Genomic DNA, 22,339 nt, shown 5'->3' with positions numbered 1-22,339 from the left:
AATACGGAAAGGAGATTAGGAGATGAGTGAGTGTAAGAGAGAAATGAGGTTAGATGATACAGCTGAGATGATGAGCAGCCCGGATTATAAGGAACGCTTTAAGGCTGAGTATTGTCAGGTTGCGATTCGATACCACAAGCTGAAAGCCATGCTGGATAAATGGGATCAGGGTATGCTGGACTTTGAGCCGACCTGCCCAAGAAGCACCTACAATATGCAGGTAAAGGCTATGACGGATTATATTGCGGTGCTGGAAGCGCGGGCAGTAATGGAAGGCATAGAGCTGTAGTCATAGCAAGTTATAGAATTAGTCATAGCAAGTCATAGAATTAGTCATAGACACGCAGGCGGTGCCTGGGTGTTATTTTTTCGCCTTTTTTCGGCAGGCGTTAAAGAACCGGAAGAAAGGAAGGTGTCATAATGACGCAGGAACAGTTTGAAGCCCTTGGCATCGAGAAATCTCTTGCCAAGAAGGCCGCAGAGGAATCCAAAAAGGAGCTGGAGGGGTATGTAGCAAAAGACACATACGACCAGACAGAGCGGCAGCGTAAACAGCTGGAAACATCTGTCAATGACTACAAGACCCAGCTGGAGACCTTAAAAACGACCGCCGGGGACAATGCAGCGCTTACCCAGCAGATCACAGACTTTCAAAATCAGATCAAGCAGAAGGATCTGGAACATCAGAAAGAGATTACGGATCTTAAGCTGACCAATGCCATCAAGCTGGCTATTTCTACATCCGCGCAGGATAGCGATCTGGTAGCTGGTCTGGTTGACAGAAACAAGCTTATCCTTGGGGAGGACGGAAAAGTAACTGGTCTGGATGAGCAGGTAAAGGCACTGAAAGAAAGTAAGCCATTCCTGTTTAAGGCGGAGCAGAAGCCTGCTGCAAAGAAAGGTTTCTTCCCCATCGGAGCCAAGGACACGGATGGAGGCAATGGCGGAGAAGGCGGCCGCATGACAATGAAGGAAGCAATCGCAGCCAAATTAGGCATGGGAGCAGATGAGAAAGGAGAGTAAAAACAATGGCGATTACACTTGAAGAAGCAAAAAAGAATGTGCAGGATGACCTGCAGATGGGCGTGATTGATGAGTTCCAGAAATCTAACTGGATTTTGGAGCACATCCCATTCGATGATGCGGTATCACTGACCGGCGGAGGAGCAACGCCAAGTTACAGCTATACCCGTCTTAAGACACAGCCGACGGCACAGTTCCGTGAGATCAACAAGGAATACACCCCGTCTGAGGTAACCAAAGAACGCCACACGGTTGAAATTAAGGTGTTTGGTGGTTCTTATGAGATTGACCGTGTGATTGCAAGTATGGGCGGTATTGTAAGCGAGGTAGAATTGCAGCAAGCCCAGAAGATCAAGGCAGCCCAGGCACTGTTTAATGATACGTTCATCAACGGTGATGTGGGAAAAGATTCTAAGGCTTTTGATGGTCTGGATAAGGCGCTGACCGGAAGCAGCACAGAGTACAACAAAACCGGAAATATTGATCTGTCTACCTCAGAACTGATTACACAGAATTACCAGTATTTTCTGGATATGCTGGACGAGTTCCTCGGTGGTTTGGATGGTACCCCGTCCTGCATTATGGGAAATAATAAACTGATCTCTAAGCTGCGTGCCTGCGCGAGACGCGCCAGCATGTATCAGGTAACAAAGGATAACTGGGGAAATCAGGTAGAGAGTTACGGCGGTATCCCGTTTGTGGACATGAAGACAAAGCCCGGAACCAATGATGAGGTAGTTGGCATTGATAATGATGCAGGAACAACCTCCCTCTATGTAGCCCGTCTGGCTATGGATGGTCTTCATGCTGTTTCCTTCTCAGGCGTGGCCCCTGTCCAGACCTGGCTTCCTGATTTTTCTACCGCCGGAGCCGTAAAGAAAGGTGAAGTGGAAATGAATGCAGCCATTGCGCTGAAAGCATCCAAGGCGGCAGGCGTATTCCGTAACATTAAAGTGAAATAGTAGGAGGTATAAAGTATGAAGGTGTATAGCCCTAACAAAGATTATACCGGAGTATCGGCATCCGTGCCATTTTGCGGCGGAGTAGGGGAAACGGATGATCCGTATCTGTTAGATTGGTTTAGGAAACATGGTTATACTGTAGAAGAGGCGGCGGGCGTGAAGGTGCCTGAAAATGAGGATGAACCTACAAATATGGAAAAGTCCGAAGAATCGGAAGAACCCAAAGCGTCCAAAGAACCCAGTAAAAAGGCACCGCCCAAGAAAGCAGGTGAGTGATATGGCATATGAGCCATACGCTGCACCTGATTTTTATTTGCGTGAGTACGGCGGGAGCCTGATCCCGGAGAATAAGCTTCCCAGTGCTCTCCGGCAGGCATCCCGCCACATTGATTCCCTGACTTTCAACCGGATTGTGGGCCGGGGAATTTCTGATCTTACACCATTTCAGCAGGATCTAATCCGGGAGGTGGTCTGCCAGCAGGCAGATTTTGAATACGAAAATGCAGACGAGATCAGCACGATCCTGCAAGGCTACAGTATCAACGGCGTATCAGCTCAATTTGGCAGCTCTTGGAATGTGTATACGGAACAGGGAGTTGCCATGCGGCGTGATGTGTATGCGCTGCTGTGTCAGACGGGGCTGTGTTGCCGGTTAGCGAGGTGATAACTGTGAAATATCCATGTCTGGTACCGAAAAAACTTTGTAGGACGGAGATTCGTCTTTCGATTTCGCGTGAGGGATTGAATGAGTATGGCGAGCCGTTACCGCCGATAACGTATGCCGGATGCTGCAACTATCAGGATAAGGCGCGGACGGTACTCACGGCACAAAAGAAGCTGATAGAGATTACCGGATCTGCGCTGTTCCCGTGTGATATATGCCCTGATTTACCCATCATATCAGGCGGGGAAGCCGAAATTTTCGGAGTAAAGCGCCGGATTCTGCAAGGACGAAAAGCAAGGAACCCAGATGGGACTGTGAATTACACGGAGGTACTACTGATATGATAAAAGTTACGTCTAAGATCAGGATGAATTTTCCGAAGCTTCAGCAGCTCACACAGGCGCAGGTTACAGCTTTGGAGCAGACAGCGGAAGCGCTGCATACCGAAGTGGTGCAGGCGCAGGTATTTCCGCGGGATACTGGAAATCTTCAAAATGAAAGCACTTTTGTAGATTATTCTGACAGTAGCAAAGGGAAAGTATCTATTGTTTCCAGTACGCCTTATGCGCGCCGCCTGTATTTTCACCCCGAATATCACTTCCAGAAAGATGAAAACCCAAATGCGCGTGGAAGGTGGTATGAGGACTGGCTGCCGGGTGGATCGCAGGCTGATTTTGCAGCGAAAGCATTTAAGAACATCTACAGGAGGCTGACAGGTATATGACACTGGCAGATATAAGAGACTATATTGCTTCTCTGAATATTACAGAGCCAAAAAAGGTTTATATGGGGAAACTGGATGCCAAACCGGATAAAACCATTGGAGTGTATCACAGCAAGCATCAGCGTGCCTATAAGACGGCTATTGGAGGTGCCTCTCTGGAGTCCTACGGCACGAAATACGTCACCCTTCTGGTGCATTGGAACAAGTCTCCAAGAGATACAGAAAAGGCCGCTACAGCTTTATTTAAGGCTCTGACGGCTGCGAGAGAAGCAAAGATTAACAATGAGACAATTAAATTTATCCAGCCGCTTTATGAGATACAGGATGTTGGTACGGATGATTCCGGAATCTACGAAATGGTCATAGAGGCGGCTTTTATTTATGCGAAAGGAGAATAACATATGGCAGGAAAGACAGGAGTATATCCATGCTACGAGAACCAGTTTCAGGTGGACACTGCGTCAGCAGAAGGTCCGGCATCGTATGCAAACATAGCGGACTGCGAGACTTTTAGCGTAGCTTTCGATAACAATATCGAAGAATGGACACCGTTCGATACAGAAGGATGGGTTCGTCGCTTACTGACCGGAAAGGGCGTTACGATTTCCGTCACAGCAAAAAGGAATGTAGGAGACGCAGGAAATGACCTGATCGCCGGATTGGCGTTCGAGAACGGTCGAAAGTCCGAGAAATCATTTCAATGGACATTCCCGGATGGAACAAAGGTAGAGTTCCCGGGAGCAGTGGTGAATGTAACAAATATAGGGGCAGGAGATTCTACGGCAGTAGCGCCATTGGAATTCGAGATCATGAGCAACGGAAAACCAACCGTTACACCGAAGGGATGAAAAGGAGATAGGCTATGGCAAAAGTAGTAGATATCACAGAAAAACTCAGTTTCGATGAAAATCCGGTTATGAAAATCGGAACGCTTGAAGTCGAAGTGAATTCGGATGCAGAAACAATGCTGCGCCTGATGGGTGTATTTAATAGCAAGGAAGATCTGCAGGCAGTCATGGAAGCACTGAACCTGATCTTTAAGCCGAAAGACATTAAGGCAATATGCAATCTGAAAAAAGACGGTAAGAAGCTTGCCGCGTCGTCTCTGATGGCTATTGTGCAGGAAGCAATGGCACTTGTCATGGGGGAAGATACACAGGGAGAGTAGCGACCCGTACTACGACCTGAACGAAGACTTTGATCTGATCGTATCATCGTTTCAATCGCAGTACGGGATTCGTTTATCAAAAGAATTGCCTGTAGGGATGAAGTGGAGCGAATTTCGCGATCTGCTTGTCGGACTCGGACCGGACACGGCTCTTGGCCGGATCGTCGCGATCCGAGCCGAGGACGATAAAGAGGTATTAAAGCATTTTACAAAAGATCAAAGGCGAATTCGTAACGCGTGGAGAAGCAGGCAGGCAAAACAGGTGAAGCAAGAAGATATGGACAGAATATTGGAAGGCTTCAAAACTGCTTTTATAAAAATGGCTGGAGGTGAGAGAGATACGTGAGCGCTACAAGCGTGGGCGAGATCGGTCTGGATCTGGTCGTTAATCAAAATCAATTTAACAAACAAATGTCTGGGATTACCAGATTAGCGAAAAAAGCAGGAATTGCTCTGGCTGCTGCGTTCGGAGTAAAAAAACTTGCAGACTTCGGAAAATCCTGCATTGAGCTTGGTTCAGACTTGCAAGAGGTGCAAAATGTCGTAGATGTGACGTTCCCACGTATGACTGCGCAGGTTGATAAATTTGCGAAGTCAGCAGCAGGAAGCTTCGGTCTGTCAGAGACGATGGCAAAGCGTTATACAGGAACTTTCGGCGCTATGGCAAAGGTGTTCGGATTCTCCGAAAAAGCCGCCTATGACATGGGAAGCACGCTGACAGGACTTGCAGGTGATGTGGCGTCGTTCTACAACATCAGTCAGGACGAGGCATATACAAAGCTGAAATCAGTTTTCACAGGTGAGACAGAGTCGCTTAAGGAACTCGGCGTTGTTATGACGCAGAACGCACTTGATGCATATGCGATGGCGAATGGCTTCGGCAAGACCACGCAGGCGATGTCTGAGGCTGAAAAAGTTGCGCTGCGGTATTCATTCGTACAGCAGCAGCTTTCGGCAGCTTCGGGAGATTTTGCAAGATCATCAGGTTCATGGGCAAACCAGGTAAGGGTTCTGAGACTTCAATTTGAATCGCTGAAAGCAACGATAGGGCAGGGGCTGATAAACCTGTTCACGCCGATCATCAAGGTTGTAAATACCGTGATCGGGAAACTTATCACGCTTGCAAATGCTTTTAAGGCTTTTACGGAGCTAATTACCGGAAAGAAAAGCAGCGGTGCTTCTGCGGCTGCGCCGGTTGCCGATCTGGGAGCTGTTGCTGATACGGCAGCGAGCGGACTGGACGGTGCAAGTGATGCTGCATCTGGACTGTCAAATGCTACAAAGGGAGTAGGGACAGCTGCAAAAAAGGCGGCAAAAGAAATGCGCGCTCTAATGGGCTTTGACAAAGTCAATAAACTGAATGAACCGGTCTCAGAATCTGATAGTGGTTCCTCTGGGGGCGGAACTGGGAGTGCGGGCGGCGGAGCTGTTGGATCGGCAATGGATTTCGGCAGTCTGGCGCAGGGCAAGACTGTCATCGATGAGGTAGACAGTAAAATCACAAAGATGTTCCAGAACATCGTGAACTTGGCAAAACCGGCTACGGATGCTCTTAAAAACCTCTGGAATCAGGGGCTTGCACGGCTCGGATCGTTTGCCTGGGGAAGCCTGAAAGACTTTTACGAAAGATTTCTGGTGCCAGTCGGAAAATGGACGCTCGGAAAAGGAATTCCGGATTTCGTCAATGCATTGAATAATGGGTTGATGAAAGTCAATTTTGACAAGATTAGCTCGTCTCTGCGCAGATTGTGGGACGCACTCGCTCCGTTTGCTGTCAAAGTAGGCGAAGGTCTTTTGTGGTTTTGGCAGAACGTACTCGTTCCACTTGGTACATGGACCGCGAATGAGGTTGTGCCGAGATTTCTTGACACCTTAAGCATTTCAACCGGTGCCTTTAATGAGATTTTGACAGCTTTGCAGCCCTTGTTCCAGTGGTTCTGGGATAATGTGCTACAGCCTCTCGCAGCGTGGACAGGTGGAATTTTTCTGCAAGTATGGGATGGCATCAATACGGCGATGCAAAGCTTTTCTTCGTGGTGTGCAGAGAATCCAGGTGTTATTCAAGTGATGACGACAATCGTCATATCATTTTTGGCGGCATGGAAACTTGCTCCAATTGTGACGCAAATAGCTTCTTTTGTTCAGGCAGGATTCAATGTCATTTCGATGGTGAAAAGTGTGTCTGGTGCTTTGACATTATTGAAGCACGGGCTCTCTGTTCTTGCAGGTGGATTTAACCCAGTAGTACTGGCGATAGGTGCTTTTATTGCGGCAGGCGTTTTGCTGTGGCAAAATTGGGACGAAGTTTCAAAATTCCTAAAGCGGACATGGGAAAATATCAAGAGAAATGCAATTGAGATTTTTAATGGTCTCAAAGCATTTTTGGGAAAACTTTGGGAAGCAATCAAAACAGTAGCATTGACCGTATGGAATACGATTAAATCTGTTCTATCGACAGTCTGGAATGGAATCAGCACAACTGCAAAAGCAATATTCAATGCTGTTAAGGATACGATCGGTACTGTATGGGACGGCGTAAAGACCAAGGCATCAAATATCTGGTCGGGTATTAAAGAAACCGTTACTGGTGTTTGGACCGGGCTAAGAACAACTGCAGAAACTGTATTTGACGGAATAAAGACTACGATTTCGAATGTATGGAATGCCGTCAAAGAAAAGACAAGAACGGTGTGGAACAGCATTAAAAATATCATTAAAGCGCCGATCAACGCTATTCTGGGATTTGTAAATGCTTTTTTGCGGGGCATACAGACTATGGTGAATGGCGTTGCGAATGCACTTAACACGATCAGCATAGATCTCCCTGGATGGTTACAGGATTTAACGGGGTACACGTCGGTAGGATTTAACGTACCAACATGGAAAGCTCCGCAGATTCCTTATCTTGCTCAGGGTGCATACGTCAAGAAAAACGCACCGCAGCTTGCCATGATCGGTGACAACCGGCATCAGGGTGAGTTTGTAGCACCGGAAGGAAAGCTGCAGGCGATGGTGGATGATGCATTGCGTCGTGCAAATCCGAATGGTATTACGCGTGAAGAGTTGGAGTCTATATTGAATAATGCAGTTATGCGGATCATTGCTGCCCTGGAGTCCATCGGATTTAATATTGACGGAGAGCGGCTGGCAACATTGCAGCGTATGGCGCAGACGGTTATTGACCGGCGATTCAATACTGTAGAAATATAGGAGGCAGGATGAAAAAAGGAGAAATTTTAAAATCTGGGAATGTCGTGCTTCCGGCGCCGACGTCGATCAGCGTATCAGATGAGATCATCTGGACATCTGATACCGGTCGAACGTTATCAGGACGCATGGTTGGAGATGTGATCTCGGAAAAAAAGAATGTCGGAATCAAATGGGAATACCTCACAGAAGAAGACGTGAGACTCATTAAAAGCCGATTGATCGCCGGATTTTTCCCGTTTACTTTTCGAGACGACGGGATAGATATCACGATTGAATCCTATCGAGGAACATTATCAAAAGATATTTTAGGAGACATTGGAGATGGGCATTACTGGTACCGTAGCGTGTCAGTTGATGTAATACAGAGGTGAGAACATGATTCATACGAGCAAAGCATATAAAGAAATGATCGCGGGGAATGTGGGGAATCGAGAATTTTGCATTCGAGATACGATCACATTTTCAGACGGCAGAAAACTTCAGTTGTCGCTCGATGACGTGATCGCCTATATGGTCAATGATGCCACTACGGAATCCGGTAAGTTTCAGATCGGAGCTGCAATCATAAAGGAATACTCAATTACACTGAGTAACTTCGATGGAAAGTTTAACGGATATGTATTTGAGGGCGCGAACATTGTCGCCGACATCGGCCTGAAGCTTGCAGACGGTAGCTGGGAGATATTAAGAAAGGGTGTATTCCGCATTGTGAAGGCAGTCGGAGTAGAAACAATTTCTATCACAGCGTACGATAGTATGTTGTTTTTTGACCGACCATACAGTGAAAGCAGCTTGCAGTATCCGGCGACATTGTTAGATATTATCCGCGATGCGTGCACGTGCTGTCAGATGGCATTTGATACGAGCACAGTGCAGAACAGTAAGTACATTGTCTCCTCCAGACCATCGGATGAGGCACTGACATTTCGGGATGTCATATCGCATGCTGCTCAGATCATGGGCTGCTATGCGCGGATTGACCGGTTAGATAAGCTGCAGTTTGGCTGGTATGCATTCGATAACGATGTAAATATTTGGGGCGGAATTTTTGATAAGGATATGCCGTATTCGACTGGCGATGATTTACATGGCGGCGCATTTATGCCATGGGATACCGGAGATGTATATTATGATGGATTCGCAACAATGTCGGACTATCATCATTTTCATGATCTGCAGTCTAAAGATATTAATACGGATGATATAGTTATTACAGGAGTAAAGGTGATTGGGCTGAAGGCAGGATCTGAATCAGCGCCGGAAGCAGTATATGGAAAAGAAGGCTATATGATTGTACTGGAAAACAATCCTTTAATCATAAGTGATACAGATGTGAAAGCTGTGGCACGGCACGTTGGGGCAAAGCTGGTTTATAATGCGTTTCGCCCGATGACGATTTCTGCGCAGTCAGATCCTGCGATTGAGGCAGGCGATTGTGCGCTGGTATCAGTTTCAGAGCAGTCACCGGTAATTTATACATTGGTTACAAATACGACGTTTTCGCTTGGCGGAAAACAAAGCATAGCTTGTTCCGCGGAAACGCCGACAGAGAAAAATTACACGAAATATAACGCCCAGACTCGTATTATCGCGAAGACAAATCAAGAAACAGGGCGAAAGCTGGATGCTTACGACATTGCCGTCCAGAACATGAACCAGCTCGCCGCGAATACGATGGGATTTTATGCGACAACAGTAAAGCAGGCAGACGGAAGTATACTGGCGTACCGGCACGATAAGCCCAAGTTGTCGGAGTCTAAGATCGTGTACAAGTCCGGTATTGATGGATTTTGGGTGACAGAAAATTATCGTGGCACCGATTCATCGACAACGTGGAAGGCAGGATTTGACAGCAATGGGAATGCAGTACTCAATATGCTGTCTGTGATCGGCATCAACTTTGATTGGGCACACGGCGGAACGCTGACGTTGGGCGGCATCAGCAATGGAAATGGAAAACTTAGGATATTAGATGCGACAGGAAGGCAGATTGGGTACATTGATAATACCGGGGTCAATTTTAACAAGGGTACGTTCTCTGGCAATCTGCAAGCAGCAGGAGGCACATTCTCCGGCAATCTGCAGGCGGCTGATTTTTCCGGGAGCAAAATTGAGGGTTCGGAATTCATCACAGAAAAACAAGACAATTCCGGATATATGAATATAAAACAAGGGAATATCACATTTTATCAGGAAGCAGATCTTAACTATGATGATTACGCAGGCAGTATATCTCCGGTCATATCTCACCTTACCGATGCCCTTGTGTATGCAGGTGGAGAATATGTTTTAATATCAGGGGATTCATACTTGGCTGGTATCGGTGTAAACGGATTTTATTCGGTCGACATCGGTATACAGGGGAGGTCCGAAATCAACATCACAAGAGACAGGGTATTGATTCCGCGCACATTAACAGCTGGTGACATGTCAGCAAATAGTGTATCTACGGGAGGCTTATCATCCAGTCAAAAAGCTAATTTGGCGGGCGGATTTAGCTCTGGCAAATCATCTGGCATAACCGGAAATTTGGACGTAACAAAAGAAGTACGGGCAAAAGATTTTGTGAAAAATATCAATATAAATTCCGCGAATTACAATAACCCTGTTTTGCGAGAAATCTATATGGGAAGAAGTGCAATGCCGGTTTGCGAAGATGTCGGAACAGGTGTTACGAACGAAAGAGGAGTTGCCTATGTGGATATTGATCCAGTGTTTTTGACTGCGGTTAATACGGACATCGAATATCAGGTGTTTTTACAAAAAGAGGGACAAGGCGATCTGTGGGTAGATTTGAAAGAGCCTTCTTTTTTTGTCGTGAAAGGAACTGCCGGCCTGAAGTTTTCTTGGTCTATAAAATGTACGGAAATCAATTCGGAAAATAAAAGGATGGAAGAAGTTGACTTGCAAAATGAAGAAAACAGTAAAGTTGAGCAATATGATGCGGAGATGGAAAGCTTGGAAACCGCAATGTTAAAAGAATATGACGATGACATAGAATTCAATCTGAAACAAGAAGTATACATGATAAATAAAGAAGAGGAGGAGCTGTTAAATGAAAGCTATCAAAATTATCAGTATCATGAATCACGGGGGTGAGTACGCAATATCGGTAACATACAATCAGGCAGATGAAAATGGAAAAATCATCAGAAAAAATGCCAAATCACCAACCTTTTATGCTGTTGGGGATCTGCTGGAAAATATTAAGGCTATCGAGTCTATGATTACCGGTAAACTGGAGGACAATTAAATGGCAATACAGCACAGACACGGAGATTTTAAAGATTTTGACCCGAACAAGATGGTTACGGCGGAACTTGCAGTCGTGACGTCTGGAGATCCGGTGAGTCCTACGGGGCGGACACTTTATGTTTGCTTTGCACCGGGAGTCGTGAAGCGAATCGTATCGTATGAAGATTTTGAGAATGAACTGCAAAATGCCACAGAAGAGATCCAGCAGGCATTTACGCAGGAGATTAGGACAGCCATTACAAACTCGATTGCAGCGACAAATGCGGCGAACGAGGCGAAAGAAGCAGCTGATCTGGCAGCAGAAGCAGCCCGCAAGGCGGCTGAGGCCGCAGGTGCGTATGTGTTGGGAGATATCTCAGGGAAAACCGTGAAGTTTTCTGAAGCGGAAACTCGTGAGAACATCAATACGGGTGAGAGTACTGCAACCACGTTTGGAAAAATCAAGAAGTGGTTTGCGGATCTTAAAAATATAGCATTTACTGGAGACTATGGAGATTTATCAAATGTGCCGGAAATCGTAAATAATCGGGCCACAACCAAAGAAGGAACGGTGTTGGACGGACGGCAGGGGAAAGACATCCAGGGCGAACTTGATAAACTAAACAAGAATAAAGCAGATATCGAGGACGTCACGAACAAGTTTAACTGGGGGGCTGCAATTGATTACAAAGCTATTCGTGTTGGTAAAGTAATATTTTTCAGGGCAACGTGTACAGCCAAAAGTCCAGAGCCGATGAATTTTGTAACAACTAAAGATGACGCACTGAATCCTTTTATGTTTATGCCATTGACTACATATACGGTCGCAGGAGCGGACTTTACAAAGCGTGCAGTAGCATATGTGCAAGGCCGTACTGTGACAGTAACGGTGTATGAAAATTATACATCTGCAAAAACCGTGGCCCCGGCAGGTAATATTGCGGTATGTGGATGTTGGATTATTAAGTAGATAATTAAAAGCCAATTACTTTTTCCGATATTTTACCAGGAGGGAGGTTTTTTATGATTAGAGCACCGACTTAAAAAGTTGAAATAATAATAACCGGAAAGGATAAGACATAATGTATATTGATGTAGACACAATTATTAAAGCCGCAGCTCTGATCACTGCCGCAGGCGTGATCATAGGGCTGATTGCTGCGATAATCAGATTTATTATGCAGCCTAAGCTGCAGGGCGAAGAAATCAAGAAGCTACGATCCGCGCATGAAGAGGACATAAAAGCAATTAACGAGGAGCAGTGCCTGATCACTTATGGACTGCTTGCCTGTTTAAAAGGGCTGCGAGAACAGGGCTGCAATGGACCTGTGACGGAAGCGATCAACAAAATAGAAAAGCACCTGAATAAACAGGCGCATGATATGGAGGGGTAGAGATGGAACAGATTTTAAATTACGTAAAACCGGAACTGTTAATACTGGCAGTCGTACTGTACTTTATCGGCGCAGGACTGAAGCACACACAGGCGTTTACCGACAAGTATATACCCGCTGCATTAGGTATGCTTGGTATCGTGCTGTCGGGTATCTGGGTGGTGGCGACGTGCCCGATGTCGTCGCCGCAGGAGATCGCGATGGCGATATTTACGGCGATCGTGCAGGGCATACTGGTAGCTGGATTGAGTACATACGTAAATCAGATTATCAAACAGGCAGGAAAATCGGAATAGCGATGTAGAGTGGCGGCGAATGAGCCGCCATTTTTACGATGCAGAATAGAAGAAAGGAGACACAATGAGCGAAAGAAAAATTATAAATGCAGTAAGCAAGAACAGAGTGCCGCAGTGGGGAAACAAGAAGAAATATATTGCAGTGCACTATCTAGGTGTGGTCGGACAGAATCACGATCTGAGTCCGGATGGATCAGGCGCACACTTTTACATTTACTGGGACGGCACAATCTATCAGCGGTGCAGTCTTGATGCAGTTGTCTGGGCGGTAGGCACGGCAGGAGTGTACAAACAAAAACATCCGGAAGCCCGAAACGCAAATACGATCAGTATTGAGATGTGCTGCAAGTGTGACGGCAATTCTGCCAGCGCAGAGGATAAGAAGTGGTATTTCACGAAAGAGACACAGGAAGCATGCGTATGGCTTGTACAGAAGCTTATGCGAGAAAATGGTATTCCGGCAGATCATGTTCTGCGCCATTACGACATCGTAAATAAGACCTGCCCGGCACCGTATGTACACAACAATAAATATAAGACTGCATGGACGTGGGATGAATTCAAGAGCCGTCTGACCGGGGAGCAGGAAGCAACCACAGGTACGCAGACATCAGAGTTTGCAGGTCTGTCCGAGACGGCAGCCGCGGCAAGACTCCTTGAAATCAGCCGCCCGATCGCCGAGAAGAATGACCTATTTGCCTCTGTCTGTGCGGCGCAGACGATCTTGGAGAGCGGATACTGCACCACGGAGCTCGCGAAGAAAGCAAATAACGTGTGCGGAATGAAGACAACTCTGTCGGGCAATACATGGCCGGGCAGCACATGGGATGGCAAGAGCAAGGTAAATATCCGCACGCCGGAGCAGGATGCCTCCGGTAACACGTACTACATCTACGCCGATTTTAGAAGATATCCGTGCATTGAGGACAGCATTGCCGATCGCTGCGCATATCTGCTTGGCGCTCAGAATGGAAGTAAGCTGCGCTACGATGGTATCCAGGACTGCAAAAACTACCGCGATCAGATTGAGTTGATTAAGCGCGGCGGCTATGCGACAGATGTCAATTACGTTGATAAGATCTGCAATATCATTGAGCGTTTTGATCTGGACAAATACGATCAGGCATCCGGAGAGATCCTGCCAGACACTCCAGATCAGCAGTGGTACCGCGTACGCAAGTCGTGGGCGGATGCAAAGAGCCAGATCGGAGCTTATCACAACCTGACAAAGGCTAAAAAGTGTGCGGACGATCATCCGGGATACAGAGTATACGATGAGTCCGGTACACAGATCTATCCGCCGGCGGCGCAGATCAGCGGTGATATTATCGCAGTGTGCAAGGTGTTCCAGAAGCAGCTTAAAGCAGACATTGCAGCGGGAAAGAGTTGGGAATACCGGAACCCGTCAAAGTATCTCGAGGAGCAGTGGAACAAGGCACTGAAAAAAGGAAAGAGAGCCTGCAACTGCGCTTTACTTGCGCGTTGGGCATTAAAAGAGGCAGGTTTGATTCCACAGGATACCGGCATCTTTTATGGCAAACTCGGTGGTACAATCTCATGGGGAGCAGGTACAAAAGCAGCCGTCACAAAGACTTGTGATCTGATTAAGATCGGCAACAAGACAGTCAAACAGCTGATCACATCGGGCGACCTGCAGCCGGGTGACATCGTGACATATGTAACGATGCAGCACACAAACATCTATGCCGGAAGCGGTAAGTGGTACGACGCGGGCCATGCCTACTGCAAAGGATCCGGCGAAGGTGCAACCTACAAGAGCTGGTACGGTGACGGCCAGTATGACAACCAGCGTGTCGGATACATCATCCGCCGGCGTGCGAGCAGCAACGAGTATATCGTGCAGGCGGGAGTATTTGCGGTAAAGGCAAACGCAGAGAAACTGTTCAGAAAGCTGAAGAAAGCCGGATTCGATGCGCTGATTAAAAAGCGCGATGCTCAATGGGTGGTCCAGTGTGGCGTGTTTAGTGTGCGTAAAAACGCCAAAGCGTTGGTAAAACGCCTGAAAGCAGCTGGATTTTCAGCGATTATAAAATAAACATATTTTAGGGCGTAGCGAAATGCTGCGCTCTTTTTGATTCCGTAGGTAGGACGGGGAAATTTTGAAAAACCTCTTGACAATTACGCGTAACACAAATATATTATATGTAACGCGTAACGAAAAGAGGTGAGAATAATCGCGGAGAAAAGCAGAGCCGATTACATGAAAGCCAGAAGAGAAAGACAAAAAACGTTTAGCGTAGCTGTGGATAAAGAAAAAATGTTGAAGTTTGAACAGAAATTATCCGAACAGAAAAAGACAAAGTCAGAATGGCTCAATGAAAAAATCGACGATGAACTAAAAAAATAAGAAACGCCCGACCAACCTACCAAGTCAACGAGCGTTTCCACCAAAGAAGTTTCCTTCTGTAAATATTATAATGCAGAATGGGGCTTCTTTCAAGATAAATCGAAAGGAGATTTTTATTATGCAAAGCTTAAAAGTTATTGAAAATGAGTTAGTACCAGTTTACGAGACAAGTGCAGGCGAAAAGGTTGTTTATGGCACAGAGTTGCATGCGGTACTGGAAGTAAGGAGTAAGTTTGCAGATTGGATTAAGAATCGTTTGAATGACTGTGAAGCGGCAGAAAATGAGGACTTTGAAGCGATTTCTAAAAATTTAGAAAACGGTGGGAGGATTAAGGAGTATATCATCAAACTCGACACCGCCAAAGAAATGGCAATGTTGGAGCGCAATGAGAAAGGAAAACAGGTGCGCCGGTATTTTATCCAAGTGGAGAAGAAATACAAATCTGCGAAGTCTGATCTGGCAGAGTTTTCTCCACAGCTCCAGTTACTAATCAATATGGAAATGAAGCAGAAGGAACACGATCAGAAGCTGGCGGAACTGGACAGTAAAGTGGATTCCATCAAAGATGTGGTTGCTCTAAGACCAAATGCATGGAGAAAGGAAAGCAGTAATATCATCAATAAGATTGCTTTTGAACTCGGCGGAGTGGAGCACATCAAGGCGGTGCGTGAACAGTCGTATAAAACATTAGAGGAGCGCATGCATGTAGCTTTAAATATTCGGTTGGCGAATAAGAAAAAGACAAATGCCCTGAATGGTATGTGCAAGTCGAAGCTGGACAAATTAAATCAGCTTGATGTAATTGCTGATGATCCAAAGTTGATAGAGGGCTACATAGCAATCATAAAAGAAATGGCTATTAAGTACGGTATCTCCGCAGGGGAGGTGGCGTGATGCAGATTAATTTAATGGAGTTACGAAACTATCATCCATATGGAACACCTGCCTATGCCGATTTTGCGAATGTGACTGGAGAGTTGATGAAGGCGGTTTTTGCAGGAAAAGAAGATTTGACAGATACTGAACTGGCAGGAATCTCGCGATATATGGGTATTCCGCTTGGTGTTTTAAAATGTAAAAATTTAATTATGCTGAGCAAATGTAATTATAAACACTGTCAAATGATAAGTGAATTGTCAGAGAAGCTTAATGATATATGGGAGATGCAGAAGCAAGGCAGTCATGAAGCGGATTTATTTATGCAGCGTAGAGGGAGAATCAATTTAGTAAATTTGGAGCTGATGTTTCAACAGGGCAGAGCTTCATATGTACAATATCTTGGGGTAAAGGCAGAAGTTGAAGATACATTGCTTTTTATTGCTCACGAATGTAAGGAAAGTAGAAGACGATGCTTACGTAGAACGGCATAATACATAATAAAAGCAATCACACAGGGAGCGGGCAACCGCTCTCTTCGTGTAGAGATGTTGATGAAGCACCTGAAAGCAGCTGGGTTCTCAGCGATCATAAAATAAGTATGGACATATCTGATTTCTTTGGTATAATTATTGCATAAAATTACATTTCTGATTCCTATAGGTTACTGCAATACGGGCCACCGTACTGACTCATGATGATCTGTGCGATTTTTGCATTTGGCGTTTTGATATTGACCGGGTACTGCAGTCTTTTTTCATAATTCCACATAATTTAACACATACCTCCTTCCCATGGCCATGGCTGGTTCATCCATTCCCATGACCTGCTGCAGGACTCGTCGGCTACAGAAATGACGAGGGGTCCGTATGCATGCTCATATGCTTTAAGCGCGCGATTGCGGAGCTGATTGTATTTTTTAAAATAATGAAGCGCTTCTTCGCAGTCCGGGTGTGTATCGAGATACAACAGTGCTTCGTAAACGGCAAAGCTGACCTCATTTATAAAAGTGAAGAGTTTCCTGCGGTCGCCGGTGGGGATCTCTATTTGCTCCTCGCGGCAGTCACAGGGGCGGGGGTTACCTGTACATGGAGTATTCCGGTCTCCTGAGTCTGTGCACGTGGGGGAAGTATGGCCTGCCGGGGGACAGGTGCAGACGTCCCGCTGCGGCATTTCATTGCATCGCGTCATGTCGTTGCGCCGTGGCATGTCGCTGCACCGCGGCATGTCATTGCATCGTGGCATGTCGTTGCATCGCGGCATCTCATTGCATCGTGGCATGTCGTTGCATCGTGGTATTTCATTGCATCGCGGCATGTCGTTGCACCGTGGCATTTCATTGCATCGCGGCATGTCGTTGCACCGTGGCATTTCATTGCATCGCGGCATGCTTCTGGTCCGGCAGTTCATATTGTTGTAATTGGTTCGGTTCATCGACATTTTCCTCCTTTCCCGCAAAATGGCTTGTGCAGTTCTGGAAAGATGGTTCCGGTATGCAGGGCATGACAGAGATCATAAGTGACGCCCCAGGACTGGCATGGCACGTATCCCATGGCCAGAGGGGCATCTGACTCAGCCAGACAGCGGTATATTGCGTCTGTTCTGTCAGAAGAATGACAGCTGCATCGGCAACCGGAGTGTTGGAAATCAGACATATTGGCTCCTTTCTAAAAGAAATAGCAGTTACATTATCACAATATGAAAAAGAAAGAAAAGTGCTAATCATCCGGCAGGGCAGAAGAAAAACTTGGGCAGGGGAGGGGAGCAGGGAAAATTATTGGCAGTAATACTGGAAAAAGCAGATCAGATATGATATGATTACCGGGTAATTTATAAAAGCATGTACAGAAAAAGAAATTGAAGGGATAGTATGGCAAACAGATCACAACATTTGCGGCCGGTCCAAAAGAGACGGATGCCTCCGGGAAAAGCTGCGGCAGCCAGGAAGCGGCCGGGATATGTGCAGAAAGTATTCAGCACAGACAGAGACTACTTTGATTATAATCTGCTGGCGATCGTTATTTTGCTGACCTGCTTTGGACTTGTGATGCTCTATAGTACAAGTGCTTATGAAGCGATGCTCGAGCCAAACGGGAGTGATATGACGTATTTCCGTAAACAGGCGATCATCAGTATCGGTGCATTTATACTGGCGCTGATCGGTTCACAGATTGATTATCATTTTATTGCGAGATTTGCGGTGCCGATATACTGGATCGCAGTCTTTTTCCTTGTTATTACGAAGTTTATCGGGCGGGAGGTAAACGGTGCAAAACGATGGATTTATTTTGGACCGATCTCTTTTCAGCCGGCGGAGCTTGCAAAGCTTGCGGTTATCCTGTTTTTGCCTGTTCTGATCGTAAAAATGGGGTATAAGCTGCGGGGATTTAAACCTCCGCTGATCGTATTCGGGTTCGGCATGCTGGCTTCCGGCTGCACTTATATTTTTACAGAAAACCTGAGTACAGCCGTGATCATTGCCGGGATTACAGTGGTTTTGATTTTTATTGCGCATCCAAAGACGGCGCCTTTTGTGATCGCGGGGGGTGTTGGAGCAGTACTGATCGGGATATTGGTGGTGATTCTGGTCAACATGGCGGGAAGCGGCGGAAGCTTTCGTATCCAGCGTGTGAAGGTATGGCTCGATCCGGAATCCTATGCAAGCCTTGGAGGCTATCAGGTCATGCAGGCCTTGTATGCGATCGGATCGGGAGGCTTTTTTGGCAAGGGACTGGGCAACAGTACGCAGAAGCTCGGTGCGCTTCCTGAGGCGCAAAATGATATGATCTTTTCTATCATCTGCGAGGAGCTTGGCGTGTTCGGTGCAGCTCTTGTGATACTGATGTTTGTTTTTATGCTGTACCGCCTGTTTTTTATTGCACAGAATGCTCCGGATCTTTTGGGATCATTGATCGCTTCCGGTATTTTTGTCCACATTGCGCTGCAGGTGGTGCTCAACATCGCGGTTGTGACGAACCTGATCCCCACGACAGGGATCACGCTTCCGTTCGTCAGCTATGGAGGTACATCAATTTTGTTTTTAATGGCAGAGATGGCGCTGGCTTTAAGTGTATCACGGCAGATCCGTTTTCGGTCATAAGAAAATAAAAGAACAATAGATGCAAAACGAGGAGTGTTAGAGATTATGAGTAATGTAAAGACAAGATTTGCACCGAGTCCGACAGGGCGGATGCATGTAGGAAATTTAAGAACAGCACTGTATGCGTATCTGATCGCAAAGCATGAGGGCGGTACATTTATGCTGCGCATCGAGGATACCGATCAGGAACGCTATGTCGAGGGCGCGGTTGAGATCATCAACCGCACGCTGGAAAAAACAGGTCTGATCCATGATGAAGGTCCTGATAAGGACGGCGGCTGCGGTCCCTATGTGCAGAGTGAGCGCCAGAAGGCAGGCATTTACATGGAGTACGCGAAAAAGCTGATAGAAAAAGGAGAAGCGTATTACTGCTTCTGTGACAAAGAACGTCTGGAATCTCTGAAGCAGGAGGTGGCAGGAAAGGAGATCGTTGTCTATGACAAGCACTGCCTGCATCTTCCGAAGGAGGAGATCGAGGCAAAGCTTGCTGCAGGTGTGCCCTTTGTCATCCGCCAGAATGTTCCAAAGGAAGGCACAACGAAATTTGTGGATGAGATCTATGGAACGATCGAGGTGCCAAATGCAGAGCTTGATGATATGATCCTGATCAAGTCAGACGGATATCCGACCTACAATTTTGCAAATGTTGTGGATGATCATTTGATGGGGATCACACATGTGGTGCGCGGTAATGAATACCTTTCTTCTGCACCAAAATATAACCGGCTTTATGAGGCGTTTGGCTGGGAAGTTCCGGTTTATGTGCACTGTCCGCTGATCACCAATGAGGAGCATAAGAAGCTTTCCAAGCGTTCCGGACATTCCTCCTACGAGGATCTTCTGGAGCAGGGCTTTGTCTCTGAGGCGATCGTGAACTACGTGGCGCTCCTTGGCTGGTGCCCGGAGGACAACAGAGAAATATTCTCCCTGCAGGAGCTGGTAGAAGCGTTTGATTACCATCATATGAGCAAATCTCCTGCTGTATTTGATGTTCAGAAGCTGCGCTGGATGAACGGAGAGTATTTAAAGGCGATGGATGATGAGAAGTTTTATGAAGCAGCGCTGCCTTATCTTAAAAAAGCGATCTCACGCGAGTTTGATTTTAGAAAGATCGCGCAGATGGTCAAGACAAGGATTGAGGTCTATCCGGATATTATGGAGATGGTAGATTTCTTTGAGAAGCTTCCAGAGTATGATCCCGCCATGTTTGCACACAAAAAATCCAAGACGACACAGGAATCCTGTCTGGAGGTACTCACAGAGCTGCTCCCAAAACTGGAGGCACAGGAGGATTTCAGCAATAACGCGCTTTTTGATATGCTTAAGGCGTATGTGGAGGAAAAGGGCTGCAAGGTAAATTTCGTCATGTGGCCGCTGCGCGTGGCAGTATCAGGTAAACAGATGACTCCGGCCGGCGCGACGGAGATCATGGAGATCCTTGGAAAAGAGGAATCTCTTGTACGGATCAGAAAAGCAATAGAATTATTAGGAGAAACATGCAGATAAGCGATGCACAGTCAAGGGCGATCGCCCATGGGACGGGACCGGCTATGGTACTTGCCGGTCCCGGTTCCGGAAAAACCCTCGTAATTACACAGAGAACAAAATATCTGGTAGAACAGTACGGCGTTAAGCCGCAGGAAATACTGGTCATTACCTTTACGAAAGCCGCAGCGAATGAGATGAGGCTTCGTTTTGGTACGGTCTGCCGCGCTTCCGGTGTGACTTTTGGGACATTTCATGCTGTATTTTTTGGCATACTGAAACAGGCATATCATTTTACAGCGGCAAATATTCTCACGGAGGAAAAAAAGTTTGGGATTCTCAGACAGCTTATGCGTGAGATGAAATTTGCCGCGGAGGATGAAAAAGAGCTGCTTGCGGAGCTTGCAGCAGAGATCAGCGCTGTGAAAAATGAACAGATAGATCTGCAGCATTATTATTCAAAAGCATGTCCTGAGGAAAAATTCCGCAGCCTGTATCAGAGCTATGAGAAAGCGCATAAAGACAGGGGGCTTCTTGATTTCGACGATATGCTGGTCTACACGTATGAGCTTCTTGCAGCGAGGGCAGATATTTTGGCCGCATGGCAGCGGCGGTTCCGCTATATCCTGGTGGATGAGTTTCAGGATATTAATATGCTGCAGTATCGTATTCTGCGAATGCTTGCAGCACCACAGAACAATCTGTTTATCGTAGGGGATGATGATCAGTCGATCTACCGGTTTCGTGGGGCAAAGCCGGAAATCATGCTGAATTTTACAAAGGACTTTCCGGATGCAAAACAGATCCTGCTGGATCTGAATTTTCGCTCCAGTCCGCCGATCGTTCATGCTGCGCTTCGGGTGATCGCACAGAATACGACCCGATTTGATAAAAAGATCCGGCCTGCACGCTCAGGCAGCAGTCCGGTGGATATAAAGGAATTTGAAAATCAGGAGCATGAGAGCCTGTATCTGGTAAAATGTATTAAGACAGCGGCGGAGCAGGGAAGGGCGCTTTCGGATATTGCGGTTTTATTCCGCACAAATCAGGGGGCCAGTCCTTTTGCACAGCGTCTGATGGAATTTAATCTGCCGTTTGTGATGAGAGATGCCTTGCCGAATATTTACGAGCACTGGATCGCACAGGATATTCGCGCGTATCTCCATCTGGCACGCAGGCGTCTGGACCGGGCGGAATTTTTGCAGGTGATGAACCGGCCGAAACGCTATATCAGCAGAAGCATGCTCGATGCGTCTGTGATCTCTTTTGAAACTCTGCGCACATATTGTGAGGACAAAGAATGGATGCTGGATCGGATCGACCGTATGGAGCTTGATCTTAAGCTGCTTGCAGGGATGACGCCGTATGCAGCAGTCAATTATATCCGGCATGGGATCGGGTATGAGGAGTATCTGAAAGAATATGCAGCCGCGCGGAGAATGAAACCAGAGGAGCTTTTCGAGCTGCTTGATGAGATACAGCAAAGTGCAAGACCGTACCGTACCTTTGAGGAGTGGCAGGAGCAGATAGAGGCGTATGCGGCCAGGCTGGAAGAGCGCAGAAGCAGTCGAAAGAGCGAAGAGGATGCGGTCACACTGGCGACGCTGCACAGCTCAAAGGGGCTGGAATTTAAAGAAGTATTTTTAGTGGATGTAAATGAAGGGACGATCCCGCACAAAAAAGCCTCCGTGGAAGCAGATTTTGAGGAAGAACGAAGGCTGTTTTACGTCGGGATGACGCGGGCGAAGGACAAACTGCATATTTTTCATGTAAAGGAACGCTACGGCAGAGAGCAGGAGCCGTCACAGTTCCTCGAAGAGCTGCTGGAATAACA

Annotated in this window: 27 protein-coding genes and 1 pseudogene; 24 read left to right on the top strand and 4 right to left on the bottom strand. The window is 46.7% G+C overall.

The features are described 5' to 3' along the window. Nucleotides 1-22: 22 nt before the first annotated feature. The 21 genes from QOX44_RS11440 to QOX44_RS11340 all read left to right on the top strand — a co-directional run bounded on the left by QOX44_RS11440 (nt 23) and on the right by QOX44_RS11340 (nt 16,414). Nucleotides 23-289, top strand: a complete 267-nt coding sequence (locus tag QOX44_RS11440) for a crAss001_48 related protein (RefSeq protein WP_283683281.1) — start codon at nt 23-25, stop codon at nt 287-289. Nucleotides 290-420: 131 nt separating this feature from the next. Continuing rightward, nucleotides 421-1,023, top strand: a complete 603-nt coding sequence (locus QOX44_RS11435) for a phage scaffolding protein (RefSeq protein WP_283683280.1) — start codon at nt 421-423, stop codon at nt 1,021-1,023. A gap of 5 nt (nt 1,024-1,028) precedes the next feature. Beyond that, nucleotides 1,029-1,985 carry a major capsid protein gene (locus QOX44_RS11430; protein ID WP_283683279.1) on the top strand — a complete coding sequence of 319 codons (957 nt, stop codon included), beginning with the start codon at nt 1,029-1,031 and terminating at the stop codon, nt 1,983-1,985. A gap of 15 nt (nt 1,986-2,000) precedes the next feature. Next, a complete protein-coding gene (locus tag QOX44_RS11425; protein ID WP_283683278.1) occupies nt 2,001-2,261 on the top strand; it encodes a hypothetical protein in 261 nt (86 codons plus the stop codon). 1 nt (nt 2,262) lies between these two features. Next, nucleotides 2,263-2,649, top strand: coding sequence for a hypothetical protein (locus QOX44_RS11420; RefSeq protein ID WP_283683277.1), 387 nt, complete (start codon nt 2,263-2,265; stop codon nt 2,647-2,649). 340 nt (nt 2,650-2,989) lie between these two features. Further along, nucleotides 2,990-3,373 (top strand): hypothetical protein, encoded by a 384-nt coding sequence (locus QOX44_RS11415; protein ID WP_283683276.1) that lies wholly within the window; start codon nt 2,990-2,992, stop codon nt 3,371-3,373. Continuing rightward, entirely contained in the window at nt 3,370-3,771 is a 402-nt protein-coding gene (locus QOX44_RS11410) for a phage tail terminator protein (protein WP_283683275.1), read from the top strand. Before QOX44_RS11415 ends, QOX44_RS11410 begins: the two co-directional genes overlap by 4 nt. Nucleotides 3,772-3,774: 3 nt before the next feature. Further along, entirely contained in the window at nt 3,775-4,221 is a 447-nt protein-coding gene (locus QOX44_RS11405; protein ID WP_283683274.1) for a phage tail tube protein, read from the top strand. A 14-nt stretch (nt 4,222-4,235) separates the two neighbouring features. Continuing rightward, entirely contained in the window at nt 4,236-4,541 is a 306-nt protein-coding gene (locus QOX44_RS11400) for a hypothetical protein (RefSeq protein WP_283683273.1), read from the top strand. Next, complete coding sequence (locus QOX44_RS11395; RefSeq protein WP_283683272.1) at nt 4,510-4,887, top strand: Gp15 family bacteriophage protein; 378 nt, start codon at nt 4,510-4,512, stop codon at nt 4,885-4,887. Before QOX44_RS11400 ends, QOX44_RS11395 begins: the two co-directional genes overlap by 32 nt. Next, a complete protein-coding gene (locus QOX44_RS11390; protein ID WP_283683271.1) occupies nt 4,884-7,751 on the top strand; it encodes a hypothetical protein in 2,868 nt (955 codons plus the stop codon). The genes QOX44_RS11395 and QOX44_RS11390 overlap by 4 nt, the downstream gene beginning before the upstream one ends. Nucleotides 7,752-7,759: 8 nt before the next feature. Continuing rightward, a complete protein-coding gene (locus tag QOX44_RS11385) occupies nt 7,760-8,122 on the top strand; it encodes a hypothetical protein (RefSeq protein WP_283683270.1) in 363 nt (120 codons plus the stop codon). 4 nt (nt 8,123-8,126) lie between these two features. Next, nucleotides 8,127-10,850, top strand: a complete 2,724-nt coding sequence (locus tag QOX44_RS11380; protein ID WP_283683269.1) for a hypothetical protein — start codon at nt 8,127-8,129, stop codon at nt 10,848-10,850. Next, nucleotides 10,807-11,004 carry a hypothetical protein gene (locus QOX44_RS11375; protein ID WP_283683268.1) on the top strand — a complete coding sequence of 66 codons (198 nt, stop codon included), beginning with the start codon at nt 10,807-10,809 and terminating at the stop codon, nt 11,002-11,004. The genes QOX44_RS11380 and QOX44_RS11375 overlap by 44 nt, the downstream gene beginning before the upstream one ends. Continuing rightward, entirely contained in the window at nt 11,005-11,955 is a 951-nt protein-coding gene (locus QOX44_RS11370; RefSeq protein ID WP_283683267.1) for a hypothetical protein, read from the top strand. It begins immediately after the preceding gene. A 112-nt stretch (nt 11,956-12,067) separates the two neighbouring features. Then, a complete protein-coding gene (locus QOX44_RS11365; RefSeq protein ID WP_283683266.1) occupies nt 12,068-12,379 on the top strand; it encodes a branched-chain amino acid ABC transporter permease in 312 nt (103 codons plus the stop codon). Nucleotides 12,380-12,381: 2 nt separating this feature from the next. Continuing rightward, nucleotides 12,382-12,675 carry a phage holin family protein gene (locus QOX44_RS11360; protein ID WP_283683265.1) on the top strand — a complete coding sequence of 98 codons (294 nt, stop codon included), beginning with the start codon at nt 12,382-12,384 and terminating at the stop codon, nt 12,673-12,675. Nucleotides 12,676-12,739: 64 nt separating this feature from the next. Beyond that, entirely contained in the window at nt 12,740-14,731 is a 1,992-nt protein-coding gene (locus QOX44_RS11355; RefSeq protein WP_283683264.1) for a glucosaminidase domain-containing protein, read from the top strand. A gap of 165 nt (nt 14,732-14,896) precedes the next feature. Further along, complete coding sequence (locus tag QOX44_RS11350) at nt 14,897-15,043, top strand: hypothetical protein (RefSeq protein WP_283683263.1); 147 nt, start codon at nt 14,897-14,899, stop codon at nt 15,041-15,043. A gap of 118 nt (nt 15,044-15,161) precedes the next feature. After that, the gene (locus QOX44_RS11345; protein ID WP_283683262.1) at nt 15,162-15,938 is read left to right on the top strand and encodes an antA/AntB antirepressor family protein; all 777 of its coding nucleotides are present in this window, start codon (nt 15,162-15,164) and stop codon (nt 15,936-15,938) included. Then, complete coding sequence (locus tag QOX44_RS11340) at nt 15,938-16,414, top strand: hypothetical protein (protein ID WP_283683261.1); 477 nt, start codon at nt 15,938-15,940, stop codon at nt 16,412-16,414. The genes QOX44_RS11345 and QOX44_RS11340 overlap by 1 nt, the downstream gene beginning before the upstream one ends. A gap of 181 nt (nt 16,415-16,595) precedes the next feature. Here QOX44_RS11340 and QOX44_RS11335 read toward each other — a convergent pair. From QOX44_RS11335 to QOX44_RS11320, 4 genes and pseudogenes are all read right to left on the bottom strand, one after another. Then, nucleotides 16,596-16,691: pseudogene (locus QOX44_RS11335) on the bottom strand (manganese catalase family protein); the annotation flags it as partial. A 3-nt stretch (nt 16,692-16,694) separates the two neighbouring features. Further along, nucleotides 16,695-17,093: a spore coat protein CotJB gene (locus tag QOX44_RS18235; protein WP_334305524.1), complete on the bottom strand. Its 399-nt coding sequence runs from the start codon at nt 17,091-17,093 to the stop codon at nt 16,695-16,697. Between the two features lie 14 nt (nt 17,094-17,107). Then, a complete protein-coding gene (locus QOX44_RS11325) occupies nt 17,108-17,296 on the bottom strand; it encodes a hypothetical protein (protein ID WP_283683260.1) in 189 nt (62 codons plus the stop codon). A 54-nt stretch (nt 17,297-17,350) separates the two neighbouring features. Next, the gene (locus tag QOX44_RS11320; protein ID WP_283683324.1) at nt 17,351-17,473 is read right to left on the bottom strand and encodes a spore coat associated protein CotJA; all 123 of its coding nucleotides are present in this window, start codon (nt 17,471-17,473) and stop codon (nt 17,351-17,353) included. 317 nt (nt 17,474-17,790) lie between these two features. Between QOX44_RS11320 and QOX44_RS11315 the strand changes: the two genes are divergently transcribed. The 3 genes from QOX44_RS11315 to QOX44_RS11305 are packed head-to-tail and all read left to right on the top strand — an operon-like array spanning nt 17,791 to nt 22,337. Then, nucleotides 17,791-19,020: an FtsW/RodA/SpoVE family cell cycle protein gene (locus tag QOX44_RS11315; protein ID WP_283683259.1), complete on the top strand. Its 1,230-nt coding sequence runs from the start codon at nt 17,791-17,793 to the stop codon at nt 19,018-19,020. A gap of 45 nt (nt 19,021-19,065) precedes the next feature. Beyond that, nucleotides 19,066-20,526 carry a glutamate--tRNA ligase gene (gene gltX, locus QOX44_RS11310; RefSeq protein ID WP_283683258.1) on the top strand — a complete coding sequence of 487 codons (1,461 nt, stop codon included), beginning with the start codon at nt 19,066-19,068 and terminating at the stop codon, nt 20,524-20,526. After that, nucleotides 20,517-22,337, top strand: a complete 1,821-nt coding sequence (locus QOX44_RS11305; RefSeq protein ID WP_283683257.1) for an ATP-dependent helicase — start codon at nt 20,517-20,519, stop codon at nt 22,335-22,337. The genes gltX and QOX44_RS11305 overlap by 10 nt, the downstream gene beginning before the upstream one ends. Nucleotides 22,338-22,339: the final 2 nt, after the last annotated feature.

Source organism: Parablautia sp. Marseille-Q6255, assembly GCF_951230155.1.
Lineage (GTDB): Bacteria > Bacillota > Clostridia > Lachnospirales > Lachnospiraceae > Choladousia.
Note: the sequence above shows the minus strand (reverse complement) of the source record. Positions and strands in the feature narration are given on the sequence as shown.